18 protein-coding genes are annotated in these 22,480 nt (G+C 70.9%); 11 read left to right on the forward strand and 7 right to left on the reverse strand.

The window, feature by feature from the left end; all coding sequences use genetic code 11:
* Positions 1-205 precede the first annotated feature (205 nt).
* Together ACH4VO_RS22090 and ACH4VO_RS22095 are read left to right on the forward strand one after the other, a co-directional pair.
* Positions 206-778: an adenylosuccinate lyase gene (locus tag ACH4VO_RS22090; protein WP_360992399.1), complete on the forward strand. Its 573-nt coding sequence runs from the start codon at positions 206-208 to the stop codon at positions 776-778.
* An 846-nt stretch (positions 779-1,624) separates the two neighbouring features.
* Positions 1,625-1,897 carry a hypothetical protein gene (locus ACH4VO_RS22095; RefSeq protein ID WP_360992397.1) on the forward strand — a complete coding sequence of 91 codons (273 nt, stop codon included), beginning with the start codon at positions 1,625-1,627 and terminating at the stop codon, positions 1,895-1,897.
* Here the strand turns inward: ACH4VO_RS22095 and ACH4VO_RS22100 are convergent.
* From ACH4VO_RS22100 to ACH4VO_RS22115, 4 genes are all read right to left on the reverse strand, one after another.
* Entirely contained in the window at positions 1,884-3,152 is a 1,269-nt protein-coding gene (locus ACH4VO_RS22100) for a HipA domain-containing protein (protein ID WP_360992395.1), read from the reverse strand. The genes ACH4VO_RS22095 and ACH4VO_RS22100 overlap by 14 nt on opposite strands.
* A gap of 37 nt (positions 3,153-3,189) precedes the next feature.
* On the reverse strand, positions 3,190-4,926 hold the full coding sequence (locus tag ACH4VO_RS22105; RefSeq protein WP_360992392.1) for a DUF262 domain-containing protein: 1,737 nt from the start codon (positions 4,924-4,926) through the stop codon (positions 3,190-3,192).
* Positions 4,927-5,018: 92 nt separating this feature from the next.
* Positions 5,019-6,053 (reverse strand): serine/threonine-protein kinase, encoded by a 1,035-nt coding sequence (locus ACH4VO_RS22110; RefSeq protein WP_360992389.1) that lies wholly within the window; start codon positions 6,051-6,053, stop codon positions 5,019-5,021.
* Between the two features lie 353 nt (positions 6,054-6,406).
* Complete coding sequence (locus ACH4VO_RS22115) at positions 6,407-6,871, reverse strand: hypothetical protein (protein ID WP_360992386.1); 465 nt, start codon at positions 6,869-6,871, stop codon at positions 6,407-6,409.
* Between the two features lie 165 nt (positions 6,872-7,036).
* Here ACH4VO_RS22115 and ACH4VO_RS22120 point away from each other — a divergent pair, with 165 nt between their 5' ends.
* Positions 7,037-7,387 (forward strand): hypothetical protein, encoded by a 351-nt coding sequence (locus ACH4VO_RS22120; protein ID WP_360992383.1) that lies wholly within the window; start codon positions 7,037-7,039, stop codon positions 7,385-7,387.
* 66 nt (positions 7,388-7,453) lie between these two features.
* Positions 7,454-8,428, forward strand: a complete 975-nt coding sequence (locus ACH4VO_RS22125; protein WP_360992381.1) for a hypothetical protein — start codon at positions 7,454-7,456, stop codon at positions 8,426-8,428.
* A gap of 143 nt (positions 8,429-8,571) precedes the next feature.
* Here the strand turns inward: ACH4VO_RS22125 and ACH4VO_RS22130 are convergent, their stop codons facing one another.
* Together ACH4VO_RS22130 and ACH4VO_RS22135 are read right to left on the reverse strand one after the other, a co-directional pair.
* Positions 8,572-10,176, reverse strand: a complete 1,605-nt coding sequence (locus ACH4VO_RS22130) for an alpha/beta hydrolase (protein ID WP_360992379.1) — start codon at positions 10,174-10,176, stop codon at positions 8,572-8,574.
* Positions 10,177-10,514: 338 nt separating this feature from the next.
* Positions 10,515-11,567 (reverse strand): Rv2578c family radical SAM protein, encoded by a 1,053-nt coding sequence (locus tag ACH4VO_RS22135; protein WP_360992377.1) that lies wholly within the window; start codon positions 11,565-11,567, stop codon positions 10,515-10,517.
* A gap of 148 nt (positions 11,568-11,715) precedes the next feature.
* Here ACH4VO_RS22135 and ACH4VO_RS22140 point away from each other — a divergent pair, with 148 nt between their 5' ends.
* On the forward strand, positions 11,716-12,159 hold the full coding sequence (locus tag ACH4VO_RS22140; protein WP_360992374.1) for an SRPBCC family protein: 444 nt from the start codon (positions 11,716-11,718) through the stop codon (positions 12,157-12,159).
* Positions 12,160-12,359: 200 nt separating this feature from the next.
* Positions 12,360-14,807 carry an MFS transporter gene (locus ACH4VO_RS22145; RefSeq protein ID WP_360992371.1) on the forward strand — a complete coding sequence of 816 codons (2,448 nt, stop codon included), beginning with the start codon at positions 12,360-12,362 and terminating at the stop codon, positions 14,805-14,807.
* A 178-nt stretch (positions 14,808-14,985) separates the two neighbouring features.
* Here ACH4VO_RS22145 and ACH4VO_RS22150 read toward each other — a convergent pair whose 3' ends face one another.
* A complete protein-coding gene (locus tag ACH4VO_RS22150) occupies positions 14,986-15,879 on the reverse strand; it encodes a LysR family transcriptional regulator (RefSeq protein WP_360992368.1) in 894 nt (297 codons plus the stop codon).
* Positions 15,880-16,006: 127 nt separating this feature from the next.
* Here ACH4VO_RS22150 and ACH4VO_RS22155 point away from each other — a divergent pair, with 127 nt between their 5' ends.
* The 5 genes from ACH4VO_RS22155 to ACH4VO_RS22175 all read left to right on the forward strand — a co-directional run bounded on the left by ACH4VO_RS22155 (position 16,007) and on the right by ACH4VO_RS22175 (position 22,321).
* The gene (locus ACH4VO_RS22155) at positions 16,007-17,008 is read left to right on the forward strand and encodes an aldo/keto reductase (protein WP_360992365.1); all 1,002 of its coding nucleotides are present in this window, start codon (positions 16,007-16,009) and stop codon (positions 17,006-17,008) included.
* A 187-nt stretch (positions 17,009-17,195) separates the two neighbouring features.
* Positions 17,196-18,029, forward strand: a complete 834-nt coding sequence (locus ACH4VO_RS22160; protein ID WP_360992363.1) for a M55 family metallopeptidase — start codon at positions 17,196-17,198, stop codon at positions 18,027-18,029.
* Positions 18,022-19,365, forward strand: a complete 1,344-nt coding sequence (locus ACH4VO_RS22165; RefSeq protein WP_360992360.1) for a M20/M25/M40 family metallo-hydrolase — start codon at positions 18,022-18,024, stop codon at positions 19,363-19,365. The genes ACH4VO_RS22160 and ACH4VO_RS22165 overlap by 8 nt, the downstream gene beginning before the upstream one ends.
* 20 nt (positions 19,366-19,385) lie before the next feature.
* Positions 19,386-21,380 carry a prolyl oligopeptidase family serine peptidase gene (locus tag ACH4VO_RS22170; protein WP_360992357.1) on the forward strand — a complete coding sequence of 665 codons (1,995 nt, stop codon included), beginning with the start codon at positions 19,386-19,388 and terminating at the stop codon, positions 21,378-21,380.
* Entirely contained in the window at positions 21,377-22,321 is a 945-nt protein-coding gene (locus ACH4VO_RS22175; RefSeq protein ID WP_360992355.1) for an LD-carboxypeptidase, read from the forward strand. The genes ACH4VO_RS22170 and ACH4VO_RS22175 overlap by 4 nt, the downstream gene beginning before the upstream one ends.
* Positions 22,322-22,480 lie beyond the last annotated feature (159 nt).

A 22,480-nucleotide genomic window follows, 5' to 3' on the forward strand; every position in this document is an offset into this window, starting at 1 on the left:
AGTCACGTCTCACAAAGCTGCCGAACCGACAAGCACTCCGGGCGGCTGCGTCACCAGGCCACCGGAGCCGGCGGGAGATTGTCCCGCTCACATGAGATTAACCGGCGGGTAACGAGCGCGCCAGCCCTGGTCGTCTGTGCGCTGGCCCACACTTTCCCGCTCCACCCCTGCGCCACTTTCCGTGTGCACGGGTAAACTCACCGTCATGGAAGAGGGGTTCCGCTCGCTGACCGACCGGCTCCGGAGCGAGGCGGGGGAGTCGCCGGCCTTTCACCGGCTGGTGGCCACCGAGGACGCCGAGGAACTCGCCCGGGTCCTCGTCGAGGCCGAGCGCCCCCTCTGGGCCCGCGAGCTCGCGGCGTTCCGGCTCGGCTGCCGGGGCGACCGCCGCGCCTTCGAGGCGCTGGTCCTCCTGCTCAACCACCGCGACCCGGAGCGGTGCGTCACGGCCGCCCACGCGCTCCTGGCCCTGGGCGACCCCCGAACACCCCGGGCCGCGGCGGCACTTGCCACCAACCCTCTGCGGACGGCCTACGCCCTGCACCCGGTGCGGCTGCTCACCGCCCTGCGCGCACCGGAGTCCGTACCCGCTCTCGTCAGCACCCTGCGCGGACTGCTGGCACCGCAGGATCCCCACTGGCGCGTCGCCCTCGCCTGCGTCGAGGGGCTGGGCAGCCTGGGCGACGCAGCGGCCCGCCCGGTCCTGGAGGCCGCCCTGCCGCACCCGCGCCTGGGTGGGGCGGCGGCAGCGGCCCTGCGGCGGCTGCCGGAGGGCTGAGCGGGCGGGTCGGCCCTCGGGCAGCCGTTGCACGCAGGCGGCCTTGTGGCGTCGCTCGGGTGGTTCGCGCGACCCTGTCACCGGCGGGCGGTCACCGGCGGCGCGAGGAAGGGATTCGGAGTGCCGTGCCAGAAGACGTCCAGGCTGTCGCGGGCCCGTGTGGTGGCGACGAACAGCAGTGAGCGTGCCTGCTGGACTTCGCGCCGGTAGCGGACCAGTGGTACGCCTTCGGTTCACCTCGTCCCTCGGGGATCAGCCCGCCGCTGACCCGGCGACGATCAGGCGGCGGCGCGACAGCAAGGCGTCACCTGTCGGGCGCATCGTGGGAACACGGGGTCGCAAGCCTGCCAAGCCAGGCGCCCCCGGAGGAGGAGTAGCTACGACGCGTCAGGGGGGCAGCGCGTGGGGGCTGCCCCGCTGCTCCGTGTCACACCACGGAGCCGGCCGCGAGCGCGGTGAACGCCGACCAGGCGCCCAGGGATACGGTCAGCGGGCTCTTCTGCGTGTCTTTCGAGTCGGTACAACGGATTCTGTATCAGCGTGGACCCTGTGGAGCTGCGGTTACGCCGGAGTCACCCCCTCCAGTGTGGATGTCCCCCGCACGTGCCCGCCGGCTGCCCGTTCGCCCGCCCGGCTTCCGCCAAGGCCGTCACGGAACCGGCGGGAACACCATCCGCGCGATCGCGCAGGGACCAGTACGGCCGGGATGACGAACCGCCGGCACCGCATCCGCACCAGCGCGACGAGGGCATCCGTGACGGCGGCGGCCAACAGCTCGGTCACCAGGGCGAAAAGGGCTATCGCCCGTGCGGGGTCCGCACGAGCCGTCCGAGAAGATCACGTTCCGTGGGGGACGGCCACCTCGTCCCGGTCGCGATGGCCGGCGCGTCGGTCGCACGCGGCAAGCAGGTCGCGGACGGCGGTTCCCACGGATTCATCCTGCACGAAGCCCCGCCACCCGCCGCTGCTGCGAAGCCGCTGATCACGGGCGGGTACACCACGCACGAGCTCGGCGGCGGGCCGGGCGGCGCGGCCGATTCGGGCTGGACTGCCCGGCATGGTGGCGGACCTATCGGGGTGGACGACAGGGAGTTGAGGAGCCGGATCACCCTTCCTTGAGCAGTCGGCGTGCGGACTCGTCGATCCATACCCCGATCGCCCGGCGGATCTCGGGACTGGCCGCGAGGGACTCCTCGTGGCCCGGCCATGTGTCGCGCACGCGCCTGACCGTCTCGATCGCCGTGGTCAGTAGGTGTGCACCCGAGGTTCCGAAACGCTGGTCCAGAGCGGATTCGAGCCGGTCGAAGGTGGCAAGACGTACCCGTTCGAAGGACTTGCTGCCGCCGAACTTCAGCCCCAGGTCCTCTGGTTCGTCACTGGGTGCGTACGGGACCGTGGACACCAGGTCGTACACGGGGGACAACGCGGGATTGCGGTGGTCGCGGTAAATCAACGACCAGTTCTTGAGGTGAGCGTCTCCATTGCCGATCACGACGGAGAACGCTATGCGGCGAGCCGCCTCACGCAAGGAGCCGAGATCATGGCCGCGGTACGCGACGGCGGCAACGGTCTCGAACGTCGACTGGTACTTGTCCTGCGGGTACTTGTCCCGCACCTGAGCGAAATCCTCGATGTGAATGGGCGAGCGGTGTTCGTCATCGGTCCGGTCGAACCGCTTGACGGCGTACGCCCACTGCTCGGCGTTCGGCCACATCCGGTCGGGTAGCCCCACCAGTTCGTCGCGGTGCATGAGGCGTACAGGAGGGACGTCGAGCCCCACTGCCTTTGCGAGAGACATGATCGTGAATTCGTTGCGAGGAACGTCCTGATGGCGGTAGTCGGGAAACTTGACCAACCAGTCCCCGTGCTCACCGGCAGCCGGAACGGTCAACCGGTCACCGTACGCCAGCATGGAGAACTTCAGGGCGACCCCGGCCAGCGAGAACCTCCATGGCGAATCGGCCGGGAAACCGTAGGCGCCGCCGGGACGAGACCCGGACTCTCCGCCGTCCGGCCACTCCCATCCGTCGTCGGGGCCATCGGCGGGCAGAACCTGCACGGCTCCCGGAAGATCGTTGCCCACCTGGGCGAGCAGCTCCATTTCACGGTCCAGCGACACACCGCGGTCGTCGGCGATCCATTCCCGGAGCGGCCCCTCCGGCAGCAGGTTGGAAAACCACTTGGGTAGTCGCAGCGCAGAGGAATACGGGGCGCGCAGATTCTCCTCGAACCGCAGGCCGAGAACCGGACGGCGAGGATCCTCCAGGTAGGACTCACTGAGGACGAAACGGGTGTGGTCGCCTTTCTGGCAGAGGGTCCCGATGCGGCGACCGTGCAGAAGGACCGCGTAGTACTTCTCGGGAAGTGTGCTCACCCTGGATGGGCTCCTGTTCGGGTCGTGCTGGGGCTCGTCAGAAGAGTTGGTCGGACTTTCCGTCTTCCTCGGGTTCGTCGAGTTCACCGAGGGTGTCGAAGTCCAGGGAATCCAAGGACGGTGTGTCCTCGTAGTCCCATTCGGCCATGCGCGACAGGAAGCCGGAGAGCTGACACCGGATGATCTCCTGACGCAAGTGAAGGAAACCCTCGCGATCGCCGTCCGCCAGAGCCTGGCTCGTCGTCCGGTCCATGGCATGGGAGGCCAGCACGTTGTTCCACGTCTCGTCGTCGAGGTTGTCCGGGCGACGGGCAAGAAGAGTGGGGATTTCGGAGACGGGGTCCTCGGTAGTGGGCAGGAACAGGCGGTTCCCTGCGTACAGGACCTGCTGAGCGGTCAGCCCACGTGGAAAGATGACATGCGCGGCTGTCGCGGCCGTCTTCTGGTCAGCGAGCAAGGTGGACAGGTCTTGTGCGTCCAGAGGGATTCCGGTGACGAGGGATCGTGGGCGGAGCGACCACCAAGCACTCAGGATGATCTTCGCTGCGGCCTCGTTGGTCCGGAACCGCTCGATGGTGGGAAGTGACGGGTGGGCCTCCGTCATAGTGTCCATGAGGCCCATGATCGAGCCGTGCTCATCCCCCTTGCGGATGCGCGCGGACAGTACCCGGGAGACCTGGGTGAAGCTTCCCTTGAAGACGGCGGGTCCGGAGACGGCCACACGCCAGTACAGGCGGCGCAAGAGGCGCAGCGTATTCGGCTCGGGATCGGGGAAGTGCGCGAAGAACCGGGTCATGACGACGAGGAGCGCGCGGTAGACCAGGAGCGACACATGGGGAACCCCGGCCTGTGAGCGGAGGAACTCGATGGCCCGGACCAGCGCCTCCTCTCCCTCCGCATACGCGGTGTTCTGGTCCTCACCTGCGAACTCCGGTGTGACGCGGCGGCCGGCGGATGTGAACTCGTTACGGATGTCGCGAGTCGGATTCGGTCCTCGCCGGGCGAGGATCGAAGCGAGCACCGTGTCGGTGTCGACGGTCCCGAAGCCGGTCCGCGCGGCGATCCGGTCCGCGATCCGGGAAAGACTGAGCCGCTCCTGGGCACCCTCCTCCGGTCCCGCGTACAGCGCCGAGAAAATCTCCGCGCGGTTGAGTCGTTTCCCGTAGTTGTTCATGCGGTCGAAGATGTCGGTGAGGACATCGAGGTCGTCCTGCCGCACGAGATAGGCCGGAACTTTGTACTGGCGCAGGGCCGTGGCCACCCGCTCCGCCTCGTCGAAAAGGTCCGCGACGGCCTCGCCCTCCGTACGGAACCAGCCGAGCAGCTTCTTGAGGTCAAAGAGGACCGGCAGCGCGATGTGCTGTGGCTCGCGATATTTGGGCTGGGCGATGAACTTCTGCTCCGCCAGGTCGTAGTAGACCGAGAAGGGCTCGTGCAGGTGCCCCTCGGGGTGCAGCGCGTTGGCGAGGCTGGTGATGCGCTGCTGCCCGTCAACCACCCAGAACGCCTCCTCGGAGGCCGGGGCGGTGATTTTGAGGGAACCCAGCGTGATGGAACGCTCGGGGGTTCGGCGCACCCAGAGGAGCAGGTTGCCGATGGGGTAACCCTTGACGATGCTGTCGAAGAGGCGCAGGACATCGGTGGTGCCCCAACGGAACTCGCGCTGGAAATGCGGGACATGTACCTTCCCGTTCCAAGCTTGCGCAACGAGGTCGCCCAATTCGTACGTGGTCGCGCTGGGCTGCGTCTCCAGACCCGTGGTCCCTGTGGTCATCGTGCCTCGCATTCGGTAGATGTGATCAGGTTCGCGGGGCGGGGGAGCTTCGGCAACAGGTTTCGCGCCATCAGTCACGCTCGGCAGCCGACTCAGGTGGAGACCAGCGGCCTGCGGCGATCTCGGCGTGCCGGCGGGCCTGGAAGTGGGCGTGGGCGGCACGCATTTCTGTTTCGCGGTCGGCCTCGTAGGGGGAGGCGGTGTAGCCGACGGGGGGTGGGGTGGTGGGGGAGGCCAGATGGTCGAGGTATGTGGTGCTTGTACTGGTCAACTTGCGGCGTCCCTAGTGCGACCTTCATGCCCTGTGCCTCGATGACCGCCCGGCAACGGCTGACGGCTTCGGAGCGTGCGGGGCGCTCCGTCGGATCCTGGGCGAGCATCGACGTGAGCAACGGGGTGAGCTCGGCGGGGAGGCCGGTGAGGTCGGGGAGAGTGTTCGGGTCGGTCGTCAGGTGGAAGACCATGAACGGGGTCGCCCCCTGGTACGGGTAGTGCTCGGTCGCCGCATACAGGAGAAGCGCACCGAGTGCGTACACGTCGACAGCGCCGGTGAGCGGCTTGACGCCGGCAGCCTGCTCCGGGGCCATGCAGGCAGGGCTACCGACCACGTGGTTGGGCGCGGTGAGGGACACGTTCGACTCGGCGAAGACGGCGAGCCCGAAGTCGATCACCTTGAGCCCGTTGGGGCCGAGCAGGATGTTCGCCGGCTTGAGATCGCGGTGCAGGAGCCCCTGCGTGTGCACCGAGGCCAGCGCCTCGGCGAGCGTCGCACCGAGCGAGGCGACGAGGAGTGACGGCAGGGGGCCGTGCGTCGTGACGTGCTTGCCGAGGTCCGGACCGTCCACGTACTCGGTCGCCAGCCAGGGCTGCTCCGCCTCGGCGTCCGCGCCGACGAAGGCGGCGATGCGCGGGCCCCACACGGTCTTGGGGATCTCGATCTCCTGCGCGAAATGCTGCCGCGACTCGGAGTCCACCACCGTCGGCTTGATCACCTTCACGGCAGCGGGCTCGCCGCCCTGGGACTCACCGAGGAAGACCTGCCCCATGCCTCCGTGACCGATCCGCCCGAGCAGCTCGAAGCCACCGAGTTCCGCGGGGTCCTCGGGGCTGAGCGGAGTGGTGTGCACGTGATTCCTTGGCCCTTGGTCCTTGTCGTCGGCCGGGCCGGCTAATCTGTCCGGCGGCCTGATCAGGCGGATCGTCCGTATGTCCGCATGGATACGGTAATCGATCGGCCAGGCCGTGAGGGCGTGATTCACAGGGCTGGTCGATCCGCCGATTCTCGGGAGCGTGGCGCCGGTTACGCGCCGTACACCCGGCGGTCTGCTGGTTCAGCCCGCCCGGTCCTGGAGCCGCGTTGCCGCACCCGCTCCTGGGTACGGGGCGGTAGCGGTCCGCGAGCGCGGACCGCGGTCCCCGAAGGGGAGTGGGGCGTACGCGCAGGGTACGCCGTCGCGGCCGCTGACGGTCCCTGCACGCCTCAGGCGTAGGCGTAGGAACTCGACGAGTATTCGGAGTATTCGCCGCCTCCGCACTTGAGAGCGCCCAGTAGAGGGTTGCCGCAGTCGGCGCACATGACCGGTCGGCCGCCGTCCCGGCCGCGGACCGTGACCCATGCGGCCTCGGCGTCGGTGAGGACGGACCGCAACTCGTCACGGCCATGCTGCTGCGCACCGACCGCCGTCTTGACGAAGTCCAGGAACGTGGTGGTGCGATCACAGGAGGAACACGTGTGATCGACTACGTGGAAAGGGCCGCGCAGAGCAGAGGGCCGGATTTCGAGGTAGTCCGCCAGCTCCTGAATCTCGTCCTCGTTCATCAGACGCAGACACGCCGGTGTGTCCGAGGGAAGCCGCTCGATGACGCCGGGTTCGACTTCGTAGGTCCTCGTCCGCTCGGGCCTGTCGCGCAGCATCCGTACGACGTCGTCATAGGTGAGCTTCACGGGTCGAACCTCCTCCTGACGATCGGCCTATCTGTCATTGACACACATCCGGGAACGGCGTGCGAACGCACGGGCCGGAGGGATCACGCCGAGGGTGTGCGTGGTGAGAAGGTGCGTGAGATCCTGACAGAGGTGGGAACGAGGGGGTGAGTGAGGAGTGGTGTCGTGGGAACACACACTTACGACAGGACAGTTGACGGTGAGCGGCTTGCTGACGTGCCCGTCGACACGTTCCGCAGTCACATCCGTTTCATCGAGAGGCACAACCTGTGGGACGAGGTAAGAGGCGCCCTGGGGGAAGCCGGTATCGACACGGTCGCCATGGATATCCGTCCGGTTCGCGTGATCAGTGAGCTGGTCGCCGCGAAGGAAGGTCTTCTTCCGGAAGAGGCCGATCACTCGGACGCGGTGGTGACACCCGAGTGCGGGTGCGACTCGATCAGTGGTCGTCCTCCCGTGACCCCCGTCGGTGGCGGAGACGCCGGTGCGGGAGACGCGGGTGAGCGCCCCCAGTGAGTGGGCGCGAGGGGCCGGCCTGCCCATGTCGATCGGCAGGCACCCCCGAGACCCGAGGCGGACGCCATGAAGAACGACGATCTGCGCATCGCCCGAGAGGCGAAAGAGCGTTTCGGGCCGCAGTTGCTGGCCCATCCCGATGTGGACGGGGTGGGGGTGGGGCGGCGTCGGCGGGCCGGCGACAAGACGGACGAGTACGCCGTGGTCGTGCATCTGCGCCGGAAGCTGCCTGAGCGCGAGATTCCTCCCGACCGGCTGTTGCCCCGAGAACTGCACTTCACCGAGCGGGACGGGCGAGACGTCGCTGTACGCGTAGACGTGCAACAGCATGCGAAACCCACACCGGAAGCAGGCAGGGTCCGCCCGGTTCCGGGAGGTGTCGGCGTCGGCACCGTGGGCACACACGCGGGATCGGGCACGCTGGGAGGGTGGGTGTGGGACACCGTCACCGAGCAGGTGGTCGCACTGTCCAATGCCCATGTATTCGGCTCACGAGCCGGTGTGAGCGTCGTTCAGCCCGCACGGGAGGACGGCGGAACCGCCCCGGCCGACCGAATCGCTTCCGTCCTGCGAGCGGGGTCACTCGACGCGGCGATAGCCGCGCCTGCCGATGCGTCGACGGTCAGCGCGTCCATCGTCCAGGGAGGGCCCGCGGTCTTCGAGATCGCCGAGGCGGCCTTGGACGCGCGCGTGCAGAAAACGGGTCGGGCGACAGGTCTCACCTTCGGCACCGTCGACCTGATCGACTTCGACTCGGACTACCGGGGATCGCACTCCGATCTGTGGATCGACGCGGAGGGCGGGGATTTCTCGCTCGGCGGTGACTCGGGAGCGCTCTACCTGCTCGCGCACGGAGCTGAGGCCCCCGGTGACAGGCGTCAGGTGGTGGGGCTGCACTGGGGCGGGTCGGGTCAGGACGGGGTCGGTCATCACATCACGGCCGTCTTCGACGATCTGAAGCTGAGCACCTTGCCGATCGGGCCGGGTGCCCCGGTCCCCGCGGCGGCCTCCGGGCCCGGCAGAGGCCTGCGGCCCGATTGACGGAGCCGCGGGTCCGATACGCGCCCAGCGTCGCCCCAGGGACGCGCATGAGGAGGGCTGCCTGCGGGGACGTACGCGGGCGTGGGGCGCTTCGTGGCGCGGTTCACCCGTGCGTACGCCCCCGGTGCGGCGCCCGGTAGCTCTCAGCCGCGAGAGCCGAGCAGGCCGTGCAGTGCCGCGCCCTGCGTGGTGGAGCCGGCCTTCGCGTTCGTCAGCGGTTCCGGGTCGGGCAGGGCGTCGCAGACGGCGTCGGCCCCGCTGCCTCCGGCGTCCGGGACCGTGCCGTCGGTGAGGTAGTCCACCAGGTAGGCGTCCAGACAGTCGTTGCCGCTCAGGCTGATGCCGTGGTTGCCGCCACCCTGTTCGACGACCAGGCCGGAGCCCTTCAGCTTGCGGTGCATGGCGACGCCGCCCTCGTACGGGGTGGCCGCGTCGTCGGTGGCCTGGAGCAGCAGGGCCGGGGGGATCTTGTGGTTGGTGACCCGGACCGGGTTCAGCGGCTTCACCGGCCAGGTGGCGCAAGGGGCGTTGTACCAGGTGTTGTTCCACGCCATGAAGGGCGCCTTGCGGTGCACCCGCCAGGTGTCGTTGCGCCAGGTGTTCCAGCTGCGGGGCCAGGCCGCGTCGCGGCACTGCACGGCCGTGTAGACCGAGTACCCGTTGTCGCCCGAGGAGTCGACGGCGGCGAAGTTGTCGTACGCGGTGGCGAGGGCGTCCTGGTCCTCGTCGTTCACGTACGCCGCGAACGCCTCGGCGAGGTGGGGCCAGTAGCCGTTGTAGTAGCCCCCGGGCAGGAAGGTGTCCTCCAGTTCGCTCGGGCCGACCTTGCCGGCCGCGGGGTGCTTCTTCACGGCGGCACGCATCCGGTACCACGCGGCCTCGACCTGCGCCGGGTCGGTGCCGAGCCGGTAGGTCGCGTCGTGCTGGGCGACCCACGCGGCGAACGCCTTGTGGCGGGCGTCGAAGGCGTAGTCCTGGCCGAGGTTGTCCTCGTACCAGACTCCTCCCGGGTCGACGATCGAGTCGAGCACCAGGCGTCGCACGCGCTCGGGGAACAGCTTCGCGTAGACCGCGCCCAGGTAGGTGCCGTAGGAGTAGCCGAAGTAGTTGATCCGCCGGGCGCCGAGGGCCTGGCGGATGACGTCCAGGTCCTTGGCCGTGCTGACGGTGTCCATGAAGGGCAGCAGGTCACCGTGGGTCTTCCCGCAGGCGGCGGCGAAGGACGCCGCCCGGTCGCGGTTGGCCTTCTCGGCCGCGTAGGAGTCCGGCACGGTGTCGGGGCGCACCGGGTCGAAGTGCTTCGGCGCGCAGTCCAGTGCGGGGGTGCTCTTCCCGACCCCGCGCGGGTCGAACCCGATCACGTCGTACTGGGCCGCGAGTTCCGCGGGGAGCGAGGACGCCACGAAGCCGGCCATCGAGAGGCCGCTCCCGCCGGGGCCGCCGGGGTTGGCCAGCAGCGGGCCCTGGAAGGTCTTCGCCGTGTGGGGGATCCGGGACAGGGCGAGGGTGACCTGCCTGCCCGAGGGCCGGTCATGGTCCAGCGGTGCGCGGACCGTCGCGCACTGGAGGGTCGGGTAGGACGTCGTCGCGCAGCCGGTCCACTTCAGCGGCGCGGAGGCGCGAGCACCGGCCGACGCGGCGGATGAGGGTGACGCGGCGTGTGGGGCTGAGGCGGCGGACGGTACGGCGGTCAACACGCCCGCGACCGTGGCGCCGACGGCGACCAGGATTCCTGCACGTTTCGTCATATGGCCTCCCGTGGTGGAGAGTACGCGGCTGTGAGGGACACGGCCTCCGCCGCATGCTCCCCGAAAACGGGCGCGGAAGGACAGATTCCGGCGAGAGTTGACCCGATTGATCATCGCGCGAACGTGTGGGCACGGGAGTGTGAGCGGTGACACGGGAGAGTGTGCGCGGACACAGAAGAGTGGTGTGCGGACAGGTGAGGGTGAGTTACGGGTCAGCGCGGGAGCGAGCCGCGCAGGCGGACGCGGAGCTGACCTGCGAACGCGCCAGTGCGGCGCCCGGGCACGGCCGGACGACGTGCCGCGCAGCAGGGTGACACCCCGTCAGCGCAGGCCGGCCCTCAGAGCAGGGTCAACTGGGTGGGCCCCTGCTCCTCGACCTCCGGCACCGCCGCCCTTCCGGGTACGGTGATCCGCCGGGACTCGCCCCGGTGCGCGGGGCCGATGCCGAACTCGGCGGCCAGCTCGTGCACCCGGCGCGTGATGCGGCGCTGGTACCAGGTGGGCGCGTACGCCCCGTCCGCGTACATCCGCTCGTAGCGCCGCACCAGGTGCGGGTGGTGCCGGCCGAGCCACTGCATGTACCACTCGCGGGCGCCGGGCCGCAGGTGCAGCACCAGGGGTGTCACCGAGGCCGCGCCGGCCGCGGCGATGGCTTGGACCGTGACGCGCAGCTGGTCGGGACTGTCGCCGAGGAAGGGGATGACCGGAGCCATGAGCACCGAGCAGTCGATCCCCTGGCCGGCCAGGGCGCGGACGACGTCCAACCGGCGCTCGGGGGAGGGGCTCCCCGGCTCCACGGTGCGCCACAGCTCGCGGTCCGTGAAGCCCACGGAGACGGAGATGCCGACCTCGGCGACCTCGGCCGCCTGCCGCAGCAGGTCCAGGTCGCGCAGGATCAGGGTGCCCTTCGTCAGGATCGAGAAGGGGTTCGCGTGGTCCCGCAGCGCCTCGATGATGCCGGGCATCAGCCGGTACCGGCCCTCTGCCCGCTGGTAGCAGTCGACGTTGGTGCCCATGGCGATGTGTGCGCCCTGCCACCGGGGGGAGGCGAGATGGCGGTTCAGCAGCTCACCTGCGTTGATCTTGACCACGATCTGCGAGTCGAAGCCGAGGCCGGTGTCCAGGTCCAGATAGCTGTGCGTCTTGCGGGCGAAGCAGTAGACGCAGGCATGGGAACAGCCCCGGTAAGGGTTCACGGTCCACTCGAACGGCATCCGTGAGGCGCCGGGCACCCGGTTCACGATCGAGCGGGCCCGGATCTCGTGGAAGGTGATCCCCCGGAATTCGGGGGTGTCGAAGGTGCGCGTGGTCACCGAGTCCGCGGCGAAGAGCGCGCCGGGCTCGGGCTTCGCGCTCTGTGCGGTGGTTTCTGCCAGGTTGTCCCAGCGCATGGACTCCTCCTCGGTAGTGCTGGGCCGAGAATAGAACATGTGTTCCCTTGATCGTGCGCGACGGGACGCCGACCCCGATTTTGAGGGGCCGCACCCGAGGTGGTTGGCTCAGCAGCACCCCGAACAACCGAGTGCTGGAGGAGCAGGCATGGCGCAGGTCGAGGCCACGACGGAGCGGATCATCGCGGCGGACGCAGAGACGGTGTTCGACGCGCTGGCGGACTACAAGGAGGTCCGGGGCAAGGTGCTGCCCGGGCACTTCAGTGAGTACGAGGTGCGCGAGGGCGGAGACGGTGAGGGCTCCCTCGTCCACTGGAAGCTCCAGGCCACCAGCAAGCGCGTCCGCGACTGCCTGCTCGAGGTCACGGAGCCGTCCGAGGGCCGGCTCGTGGAGAAGGACCGCAACTCCTCCATGGTCACCACCTGGACCGTCACCCCGGCCGGTGAAGGCAGGTCCCGGGTGGTCGTGCTGACCGTGTGGAACGGCGCGGGCGGCATCGGCGGGTTCTTCGAGAAGACCTTCGCCCCCAAGGGGCTCGGCCGGATCTACGACGAACTGCTGCAGAACCTCGCCACCGAGGTCGAGAAGTAACGCTGCCCCGCCTGCTGTCGGCGTCACGGCCGGCCTCACCGGAACGGGTGGTTTTCCGGGATGGCCGGTCGTGCGCCGTAACGCCTCCCACCGGCGCATAAGCCCTCAGTGTGCGCCGTGTGCACGCCCGTTCGCGTTTGCCCCGCCTTGCCACTGGGTGCGAGAAATGTGCGGCGCAGGTGCGACGAGGGGAGCGTCACGTGGTGGGTGGGATCACTCTGGTGAAGGACGGGCCGGACGGTACGGGAGGCGTCGCGGTCGAACCCGCGCCTCCCACGCCGCCGGACCTACCGACCGCCGCACTGCCGGCCTCCCCGCCAGAGGAGATCACGCCCCGCCGGGTTCGGCTGGTCTTCCTCGGGCTGATGCTCACCCTGCTGCTCGCGGCCCTCGATCAGATGATCGTCGCCACGGCACTTCCCAAGATCGTGGGCGAGCTGCACGGCCTGGACAAGATGTCCTGGGCGGTCACCGCCTACCTGCTCGCCTCGACGATCGGTCTGCCGCTCTACGGGAAGCTCGGTGACCTCTTCGGCCGCAAGGGCGTCTTCCAGTTCGCGATCGTCATCTTCGTCATCGGCTCCGCCCTGGCGGGCTGGTCGCGCACCATGGACGAACTCATCGTCTTCCGTGCCGTCCAGGGCATCGGCGGCGGCGGACTCATGATCGGCGTCCAGGCGATCATCGCCGACATCGTCCCGGCCAGGGAGCGAGGCCGCTACATGGGCCTCATCGGGGCCGTCTTCGGCCTTGCCTCGGTGGCCGGCCCGCTCCTCGGCGGCTTCTTCACCGACCACGCCTCCTGGCGCTGGTGTTTCTACATCAACGTGCCGTTCGGGCTCGCCACCCTTGCCGTCATCGCGCTCGTACTGAAACTGCCGAAGCCCGCCGTCCGTCCCCGCCTCGACGTACTGGGAGCGCTGCTGCTGGCCGTCGCGTCCACCTGCCTGGTACTGCTCACCAGTTGGGGCGGGACGGAGTACGCCTGGGGCTCCCGCACCGTTCTGGGGCTCGCCGCCGGGGCCACCGGAACGACTCTGCTCTTCCTCGTCGTGGAGCACCGGGCCGCCGAACCCCTCATCCCGCTGCGCCTGTTCCGCGACTCCGTCTTCAACGTCACCTCGCTGGTGGGCGCGGTCATCGGGGTCGCGCTCTTCGGGGCGGCGAGCTATCTGCCGACCTATCTCCAGATGGTCGAGGGCGTGTCCGCCACCGAGTCGGGGCTGCTGATGCTGCCCATGATGGGCGGCATCGTCCTCTCGTCCGTCGTCTCCGGACAGCTCGTCTCGCGCACGGGCCGCTACCGCGTCTATCCGCTGGTGGGCGGAGCGGTGTCGGCCGTCGGTATGTGGCTGCTCTCCCTCCTCGACACCGACACCCCGGCGCTGCAGTACGGCGTCTGGCAGGCCGTCCTGGGCATCGGGATCGGCCTCGTCATGTCCATCCTGGTGCTGGCCGTGCAGAACTCCGTACGCCCCTCGGACCTCGGGACCGCCACCAGTGCCCACAACTACTTCCGGCAGATCGGCGGCAGCGTCGGCGCAGCGATCTTCGGAACCCTGTTCGCGGGACGCCTCGCGGACGCCCTCGAGGTGCGGCTCCCGTCCGGCGCCGGCCTGCCCGACCCGGAGTCGATCACCCCGCAACTGGTCCACGCCATGGAACCGGCGCTGCGTGACGCCTACATCCAGGCGTACGCCGACGCCATGCCGCGGATCTTCCTGTACCTCGTGCCGGTGCTCCTGCTCGGCCTGTTCCTCGCCTTCTTCCTCAAGGAGAAACCGCTGGTGTCCCACCCCACCTCCCCTCCCGCCGCCGAGCCGTCACCGACGCACACGGCGATCCCGGCGGCCCGCCTCGACGCGGGTCCGCCGACCCCCGCCCACCTTCCGGGGGTCCCGGTCCGCGGGAGCGTCCAGCACTCCGACGGCACGACGGTGGGCCGTGCCGCGCTGACCCTCATCGACGTCCAGGGACAGCAGGTCGGACGGGGGGCGAGCGGCGACGACGGGCGGTACGCGCTGAGCGCTCCCGGCGCCGGCTCGTACGTGCTGATCGCCGCCGCGGGCGGCCACCAGCCGCAGGCGGTCAGCGTCACCGTCGGGGCCCGCCCCGTGGACCTCGACGTCGTGCTCGGCGGGGCGGGACGGCTGGCTGGCGCGGTCGTCACACCGGACGGCGCTCCGGTGCGGGACGCCGCCGTCACCCTCACCGACGTGCGCGGCGAGGTCGTCGCGACCACCCGCACCGGGCGGGAGGGCGGCTACGTGCTCGCGGAACTAGTGGCGGGGGAGTACACCCTGGCGGCCAGCGCGCCGGCCTTCCGCCCCGCCGCCCTGCCCGTCAGCGTGCAGGCGGCCCGCGAGACGCGGCAGGACATCGAACTGGCCGGCGGCGCCGTCCTGCGCGGAGTCGTACGGGCCCCCGGCGGGCGGGCGGTGGAGGACGCCCGGGTCACCCTGCTGGACGCGGCGGGCAACGTGGTCGACACCCTGACCACCGGGCCCGACGGGTCGTTCCGCTTCGTGGACCTGTCGACGGGCGAGTACACCGTCATCGCGGCCGGCTACCCGCCGGTTGCCACCGTGCTCCAGGTCCCGGGCGGGGGCCGCACCGAACGCGATCTCCAGCTGGGGCACGAGGACTGAGCCCGCGACGCAGCGGCGGCGTGCGGGGCCGGGGCGGGTCCGCCCCGGCCCCGTACGCCGTGAGCCGCGCCCGGGTCGGTGCGTGGACGGCTGCGGAGCCGTACGGTCGGCTCGAACGGAGCTCCGCGGGGGCGGTGGCCGGTCCACCGGCCTCGGCGGCGAGGGCGGACGGCCGGTCTCAGCGCGGCAGAGCCTCCCGTACCAGCGACAGCAGCGCCCTGGCCCCCGGGCTCATGGCCCCGGCCGGCGGGAGGACCACCACGCTCTCGTACGCCGGGGGGTGCGGTCCGTCGAGCTCCACGGCCACCAGGCCCGCGGCCTCCGGCTTGCGCGAGAAGTGGTGCGGAACCACGGCGATGCCGAGCCTCTCATGCACCAGCTCCAGCAGGCTGTGCACGTCGTTGACCTCCAACGCCACCGTGCGGCGCACGCCCGCCGCCGCGAACGCCTCGTCCGCCGCGCGCCGCGGACCCCAGTCCGGGTGGAAGTCGATGAACGGCTCGCCCCGCAGTGCGGCCCACGCCACCCGCTGCCCCTGCTGGGCCATGCGGTGGTCCGGCCCGCAGAGGACGACCATCTCCTCCCGTGCGAGCGGCAGCAGTTCACCCCGCCACTCCGGTGGGCTGACGGTGGCCGCGAACGCGAGGTCCAGGCGCCCGCCGGCCACCCCTTCGAGCAGGCTGGACGTCCCCTCCTGCCGCAGCCGGATCTCCATGTGCGGGTGCTCCCGGTGGAAGGCCGCGAGCAGCCGTGCCGGGCTGACACCGGCCACGCACTGCTCCACCCCCAGCGTCAGCGTGCCGCGCAGCAGCCCCCGTACGGCGTCGACGGCGTCCCGGGCCGCCCTCGCGCCGGCCAGCGTGCGCTCCGCCTCCACCAGCAGGGCCTGTCCCGCCTCCGTCAGCCGCACGGTGCGGGTGGTGCGGCTGAACAGGGGCGTCCCCAGCTCGTGCTCCAGCGCCCGCACGGACGCGGACAGTCCGGACTGGGACACGGCGAGACGTTCCGCGGCGCGGGTGAAGTGCCGTTCCCCGGCCACGGCGACGAAGTGCTCCAGCTGACGCAGTTCCATGATTGAGCAATCTAGGCGATGAATCCCAGCGGAATCTCCTGTTGGACTGCTGGATCGTTCTCCGCCAGGCTGGGACGAGCGCACCAGACCTGGCGCGCGCCCCGGACCTCTCTCGCGGAGTGCTCGCATGTACGTTCCGTCCCCCGACCGCTACACCGCCATGCCCTACCGGCGCACCGGCCGCAGTGGCCTGCTGCTTCCCGCGCTGTCGCTCGGTCTCTGGCACAACTTCGGAGGCGACCGGACGCCCGAGACCCAGGCCGCGATCCTGCGCAGGGCCTTCGACCTGGGCATCACCCACTTCGACCTGGCCAACAACTACGGCCCGCCGCCCGGCGCCGCCGAGACCGCCATGGGCCGCGCCCTCGGGACGGACTTCGCCCACCTCAGGGACGAGATCGTCATCTCCACCAAGGCGGGCTACCACATGTGGGAGGGCCCGTACGGCGAGTGGGGCTCCCGCAAGAGCCTGCGCGCATCCCTGGACCAGAGCCTGACCCGGCTCGGACTCGACTACGTCGACATCTTCTACTCGCACCGCTTCGACCCCGACACCCCGCTCGAGGAGACGATGGGGGCGCTGGACACGGCGGTGCGCCAGGGCAAGGCGCTCTACGTCGGCGTCTCCAACTACTCCGCCGAGCAGACCCGCGAGGCCGCCCGGATCCTGAACGAGCTGGGTACCCCCCTCCTCATCCACCAGCCGCGCTACTCGATGCTGGACCGCTGGGTCGAGGACGGCCTCCTGGACACCCTGGACGAGCTGGGCGCCGGCTCCATCGCCTACTCACCGCTGGAGCAGGGCATCCTCTCCGACCGCTATCTGGGCGGCATTCCGGAGGGTTCGCGGGCGGCGGGCGCGAGCCCCTTCCTCTCGGCCGACGCGGTCACCCCCGAACTGGTGGACCGTCTGGGCGCGTTGAACGCATTGGCGCGCGAGCGCGGCCAGTCGCTGGCCCAGATGGCGCTGGCCTGGGTGCTGCGCGGCGGCCGGGTCACCTCCGCGGTGGTCGGCGCGAGCAGCGTGGCCCAGCTGGAGAACAGTGTGGCCGCGGTCGGCAATCTGGAGTTCGGCGAGGAGGAGCTCGCCCGGATCGAGGAGACGGTGAAGGGCACCGCCCGCCCCTGATCCCGGGCCCCGGCGCAGCCCCCGGCCGCACGTGCGTGTCGGCGGACGGCACCACCGGACTGGACCGGTGACAGATCCCCATGGCACTGGTCCGGTGCTGCCGTGCCGCGTACGGTGAAGCGGCACGAAGATCCTCTTCCCGCCCCGCAGGCCGGGGAGTGACCGACCAGCGACAGGACCGCGCACCGTGAAGATCCTCGTCAGCGCCGACATGGAGGGCGCCACCGGAGTGACCTGGCCGGCCGACGTGCTGCCCGGCACCCCGCAGTGGGAGCGCTGCCGCTCCCTGTTCACCTCCGACGTGAACGCGGCCGCACTGGGCTTCTACGACGGGGGCGCCGACGACGTGCTCGTCAACGAGGCCCACTGGAGCATGCGCAACCTCCTCCTGGAGCGGCTCGACGACCGTGTCCAGATGCTCACCGGCAAGCACAAGTCGCTTTCCATGGTGGAGGGCATCCAGCACGGTGACGTCGACGCCGTCGCCTTCGTCGGCTACCACACCGGCGCCGGCACGGAGGGCGTGCTCGCCCACACCTACCTCGCCAACTCCATCACCGGCGTCTGGCTGAACGGCGTGCGCGCGAGCGAGGGCCTGCTGAACGCCCATGTGGCGGCGGAGTACGGCGTGCCCGTCGTCCTGGTCACCGGCGACGACCTGACCTGCAAGGACGCCGACACCTACGCGCCGGATGCCCGCAAGGTCGCGGTCAAGGACCACGTCTCGCGGTACGCGGCCGTCTGCCGCACCCCGGCCAGGACCGCCGCCGACATCCGGGCCGCCGCCAAGGAGGCGGCCGCGCTCGCCGTGCGCCACACCCCCGTGACGGGCGGCTCCTTCGCGGTCGAGCTGGAGTTCGACGCCGAGCACCTTGCGGCGGCCGCGACGGTCGTTCCCGGCGTGGCGCCGACCGGTGAGCGGCGCGTCGCCTATACCAGCGGGACCATGTACGACGGAATTCGCACGTTCAAGGCGGTGACGACGATCGTGTCGTCCGCCGTGGAGGAGCAGTATGGCTGAGGCGATCCCCCCGTCCGGACCGGTCGACGGCCGGGCACTCGACGAGTCGGTGACGTTCACCTCCGAACTGATCCGCATCGACACCACCAACCACGGCGACGGCAGCTGCCGTGAGCGCCCGGCCGCGGAGTACGTCGCCGAGCGGCTGGCGGGCGCCGGGCTGGAACCCGTCCTGCTGGAGCGCACCCCCGGACGGACCAACGTCGTCGCGCGCATCCCGGGCAGCGACCCCGCCGCCGACGCCCTCCTCGTCCACGGCCACCTGGACGTGGTCCCCGCCGAGGCCTCCGACTGGACCGTGCACCCCTTCTCGGGCGAGGTACGCGACGGCGTCGTGTGGGGACGCGGCGCCGTCGACATGAAGAACATGGACGCGATGGTGCTCGCCGTCGTCCGCGCGTGGGCACGCGCCGGTGTCCGTCCGCGCCGCGACATCGTCATCGCGTACACCGCCGACGAGGAGGCGAGCGCGGACGACGGCTCCGGCTTCCTCGCCGACGCGCACCCCGGACTCTTCGAGGGGTGCACGGAGGGCATCAGCGAGTCTGGGGCCTTCACCTTCCACGCCGGCCCGGGGATGTCGCTCTACCCCATCGCCGCGGGTGAACGCGGCACGGGCTGGCTCACGCTGTCCGCCGAGGGCAAGGCGGGGCACGGCTCCAAGGTGAACAGGGCCAACGCCGTCACCAGGATCGCCGCCGCCGTCGCCCGGATCGGCGCGTACGAGTGGCCGGTGCGCCTCACCCCGACCGTGCGGGCCGCACTCACCGAGATCGCCGCCCTCCACCACATCCCCCTCGACCTCGACGAACCTGGTCTCGACGTGGACGAGTTGCTGGGCAAGCTCGGCCCCGCCGCCGACCTCGTCGCGCCGACCGTCCGCAACACCTCCAACCCGACGATGCTGGACGCCGGTTACAAGGTCAACGTCATCCCCGGCCGGGCCACCGCCCACATCGACGGCCGTGTGGTGCCCGGCGGCGAGGACGAGTTCCGCGAGACCCTGGACCGGCTGACCGGTCCCGGCGTCACCTGGGAGTACCACCATCGTGAGGTGCCCCTGGAGGCACCGGTCGACTCACCGACGTTCGCGAAGATGCGTGCCGCGGTCGAGCTGTTCGACCCGGGGGCTCACGCCGTCCCGTACTGCATGTCGGGAGGCACGGACGCCAAGCAGTTCTCCCGCCTCGGCATCACCGGCTACGGCTTCTCCCCGCTGAGACTGCCACCCGGCTTCGACTACCAGGCGCTGTTCCACGGCGTCGACGAGCGGGTCCCGGTCGACGCCCTGCACTTCGGCGTCCGGGTCCTGGACCACTTCCTGCGCAGCGCCTGACCCACGAGGGGGAATCGACGATGGTGACCACAGCGGCGTACGGCACCTGGCCCTCGCCGATCGACGCGGCGCTCGCCGCCGCGCACGACGGGCGGCCCGAGTTCGTCGGCAGCGTCGGGGACGAGGTGTGGTGGACGGAACCGCGCCCCGCCGAGGGAGGCCGCCGCGCCCTGGTGCGGTGCCGGGCCGACGGCACCACCGACTCCGTACTCCCGGAGCCGTGGAACCCCCGCAGCCGCGTCATCGAGTACGGCGGCGTGCCGTGGGCCGCCGTAGCGCGTGCGGAGGGCGGGCCGCTGGTCGTCTTCGTGAACCACGCCGACCAGCGGCTGTACGCCTACGCGCCGGACGGGCACGACGCGCCCCGGCCACTCACCCCGGTCTCGGCCATCGGCGGCGGACTGCGCTGGGTCGATCCGCAGCTGCGGCCCGGACGGGACGAGGTGTGGTGCGTCATGGAAGAGTTCACCGGCGAGGCACCCACCGACGTACGACGGGTGATCGCCGCGGTACCGCTGGACGGCTCGGCAGCCGGTGACCGCGGTGCCGTACGCGAACTCAGCGACGACCGGCACCGGTTCGTCACCGGAGCCAGGCTCTCCCACGACGGCCGCCGGGCCGCCTGGATCGCGTGGGACCACCCCCGGATGCCGTGGGACGGCACCGTCGTGATGACCGCCGAGGTGACCCCCCGGGGCACCTTCACCGCCGTGCGGCCACTCGTCGGGGGCCCCGGCGAATCGGTGGTCCAGGTGGAGTGGGACCGGGACGGCTCGCTGGTGTATGTCTCCGACACCGGCGGCTGGTGGGAACTCCGGCGTATCAGGCCCGACGCCGGAGCCGGCGTGCCCGGCGACCGGCTCTGCTCCGGCCGGCGCGAGGAGTTCGGCGGGCCGCTGTGGAAGATCGGACTGCGCTGGTTCCACCTGCTCGACAACGGCCTGATCGCCGTCATCCACGGCCGGGGCACCACCACACTCGGCGTCCTCGACCCCGAGACCGGCGAACTCGTCGACGCGGTCGGCCCCTGGACCGCGTGGGCCGAGACGCTCGCCGTGCACGACACCAGGGTGTTCGGTATCGCCGCGAGCCCCCGCACCTCCTTCGAGGTGGTGGAGCTGGACACCGCGACGGGTCACACCCGGACCGTCGGCGCACCCCACCGGGACGCCGTCGATCCCGCCTACTACCCCGAGCCGCGGACCCGCACCTTCACCGGCCCGGACGGCCGGGACATCCACGCCCACGTGTACCCGCCGCACCACCCCGAGCGGACCGGCCCGGCGGGTGAACTGCCGCCGTACGCCGTCTGGGTGCACGGCGGGCCGACCGGGCGCTCCGCGCTCGTGCTCGACCTGGAGATCGCCTACTTCACCTCCCGCGGGATCGGGGTCGTCGCGGTCGACTACGGCGGCTCGACCGGTCATGGCCGCGCCTACCGCGAACGGCTCCGCGGACAGTGGGGCGTCGTCGACGTCGAGGACTGCGCGGCCGTCGCCCTGGCCCTGGCCGCGGAGGGCTCCGCCGACCGTGACCGGCTGGCGATCCGGGGCGGCAGCGCGGGCGGCTGGACCGCCGCCGCCTCCCTGACGGCCACCGACGTGTACGCCTGCGGGGCGATCAGCTATCCGATCCTGGACCTGGAAGGCTGGGCGACCGGGGAGACGCACGACTTCGAGTCGCAGTACCTGGAGTCGCTCGTCGGCCCGCTCGCCGAGGTGCCCGAGCGCTACCGGGAACGCTCGCCCATCAACCGCACCGACCGGCTGACCGCACCGTTCGTCCTGCTCCAGGGACTGGACGACCCGATCTGCCCCCCGGCCCAGTGCGAACGGTTCATCGCGGCGATCGAGGGACGCGGGATTCCGCACGCCTACCTCGCCTTCGAGGGCGAGAGTCACGGGTTCCGCCGCGCGGACACCCTGATCCGGGCGCTGGAGGCCGAACTCTCCCTGTACGCACAGACGTTCGGCCTTGATCGCGCCGACGTGCCCCGGCTGGAGCTGACGAAGTGAGCCTGGTGGCCCTCGCCCGCCCGGCCAGACTGCGGCCCGGGTCCCGGGTCGCCGTCGTCGCGCCCAGCGGCCCCGTACCCGCCGATCGCCTGGCGAGGGGGCTGGACCTGCTGCGCGCCTGGGACCTCGACCCGGTGGCCGCCCCCCACGTCCTGGACGTCCACCCGTCGCTCGACTACCTCGCCGGTACGGACGAGGCCCGCGCCCGGGACCTCCAGGACGCCTGGTGCGACCCCTCGGTGGACGCGGTGCTGTGCGCCAGGGGAGGGTACGGCGCACACCGCATGGTCGACCTCCTGGACTGGGCCGCGATCCGGGAGGCCGGACCCAAGGTGTTCGTCGGCTACAGCGACATCACCGTGCTGCACGAGGCGTTCGCGCTGCGGGCGGGGTTCTCGACCTTGCACGGGCCCATGACCGCCACCGAGGTCTTCCTCAAGGACGCGGACACCCAAGAGGCCCTGCGCTCCACCCTGTTCGCGCCCGAGTCGGTGCGCACGCTCGGCCTGGACACGGCGGCCGCCCTGGTGCCCGGCACGGCCCGGGGCATCACGTACGGGGGCTGCGTGAGCCTGCTCGCCGCCGACGCGGGCACCCCGCACGCGCGCACCTCGGCGCGGGGCGGGCTGCTGCTGATCGAGGACGTCACGGAGGATCCGTACCGGCTCGACGGCATCCTCACCCGGCTGCTGCGCAGGGGGGCGTTCGAGGGAATATCCGGTGTCGTCTGCGGCTCCTGGGAGCAGTGCGGACCGTACGACCGGGTGCGGGCGGTGCTCGCCGACCGGCTCGGCGGACTCGGGGTGCCGGTCGTCGAGGAGCTGGGTTTCGGCCACGGCCCGACGGCGCTGACGGTCCCGTTGGGCGTACCGGCGGTACTGGACGCGCCGGCGGACGGAAGCCGGTGCACGCTCACCGTCGAGGTGCCCGCCCTGGTGTGAGGCACGGGAGCGGGCCGCACGGGACCCGGCGGCCAGCCGGCAGCGCCGTGCCGCACGGCCGGGCTGCGCGGTCCCGGTCGCGCGAACGGCCGTCCCCCCGGGCCCGGCTGCCGGCCCGGCGGAAACGCCGGTCCGTGCGTTGACAGCGGTATGACCTGT

Origin of the sequence: Streptomyces sp. NPDC020780 (genome assembly GCF_044334475.1) — a bacterium.
Lineage (GTDB): Bacteria > Actinomycetota > Actinomycetes > Streptomycetales > Streptomycetaceae > Streptomyces.

Bases quoted from the DNA above. Each gene is read 5' to 3' on its own strand.
- ACH4VO_RS22090 (WP_360992399.1), top strand. From the start codon at position 206: ATGGAAGAGGGGTTCCGCTCGCTGACCGACCGGCTCCGGAGCGAGGCG.
- ACH4VO_RS22105 (WP_360992392.1), bottom strand. From the start codon at position 4,926: ATGACCACAGGGACCACGGGTCTGGAGACGCAGCCCAGCGCGACCACG.
- ACH4VO_RS22125 (WP_360992381.1), top strand. From the start codon at position 7,454: ATGAAGAACGACGATCTGCGCATCGCCCGAGAGGCGAAAGAGCGTTTC.
- ACH4VO_RS22130 (WP_360992379.1), bottom strand. From the start codon at position 10,176: ATGACGAAACGTGCAGGAATCCTGGTCGCCGTCGGCGCCACGGTCGCG.
- ACH4VO_RS22135 (WP_360992377.1), bottom strand. From the start codon at position 11,567: ATGCGCTGGGACAACCTGGCAGAAACCACCGCACAGAGCGCGAAGCCC.
- ACH4VO_RS22140 (WP_360992374.1), top strand. From the start codon at position 11,716: ATGGCGCAGGTCGAGGCCACGACGGAGCGGATCATCGCGGCGGACGCA.
- ACH4VO_RS22150 (WP_360992368.1), bottom strand. From the start codon at position 15,879: ATGGAACTGCGTCAGCTGGAGCACTTCGTCGCCGTGGCCGGGGAACGG.
- ACH4VO_RS22155 (WP_360992365.1), top strand. From the start codon at position 16,007: ATGTACGTTCCGTCCCCCGACCGCTACACCGCCATGCCCTACCGGCGC.
- ACH4VO_RS22165 (WP_360992360.1), top strand. From the start codon at position 18,022: ATGGCTGAGGCGATCCCCCCGTCCGGACCGGTCGACGGCCGGGCACTC.
- ACH4VO_RS22170 (WP_360992357.1), top strand. From the start codon at position 19,386: ATGGTGACCACAGCGGCGTACGGCACCTGGCCCTCGCCGATCGACGCG.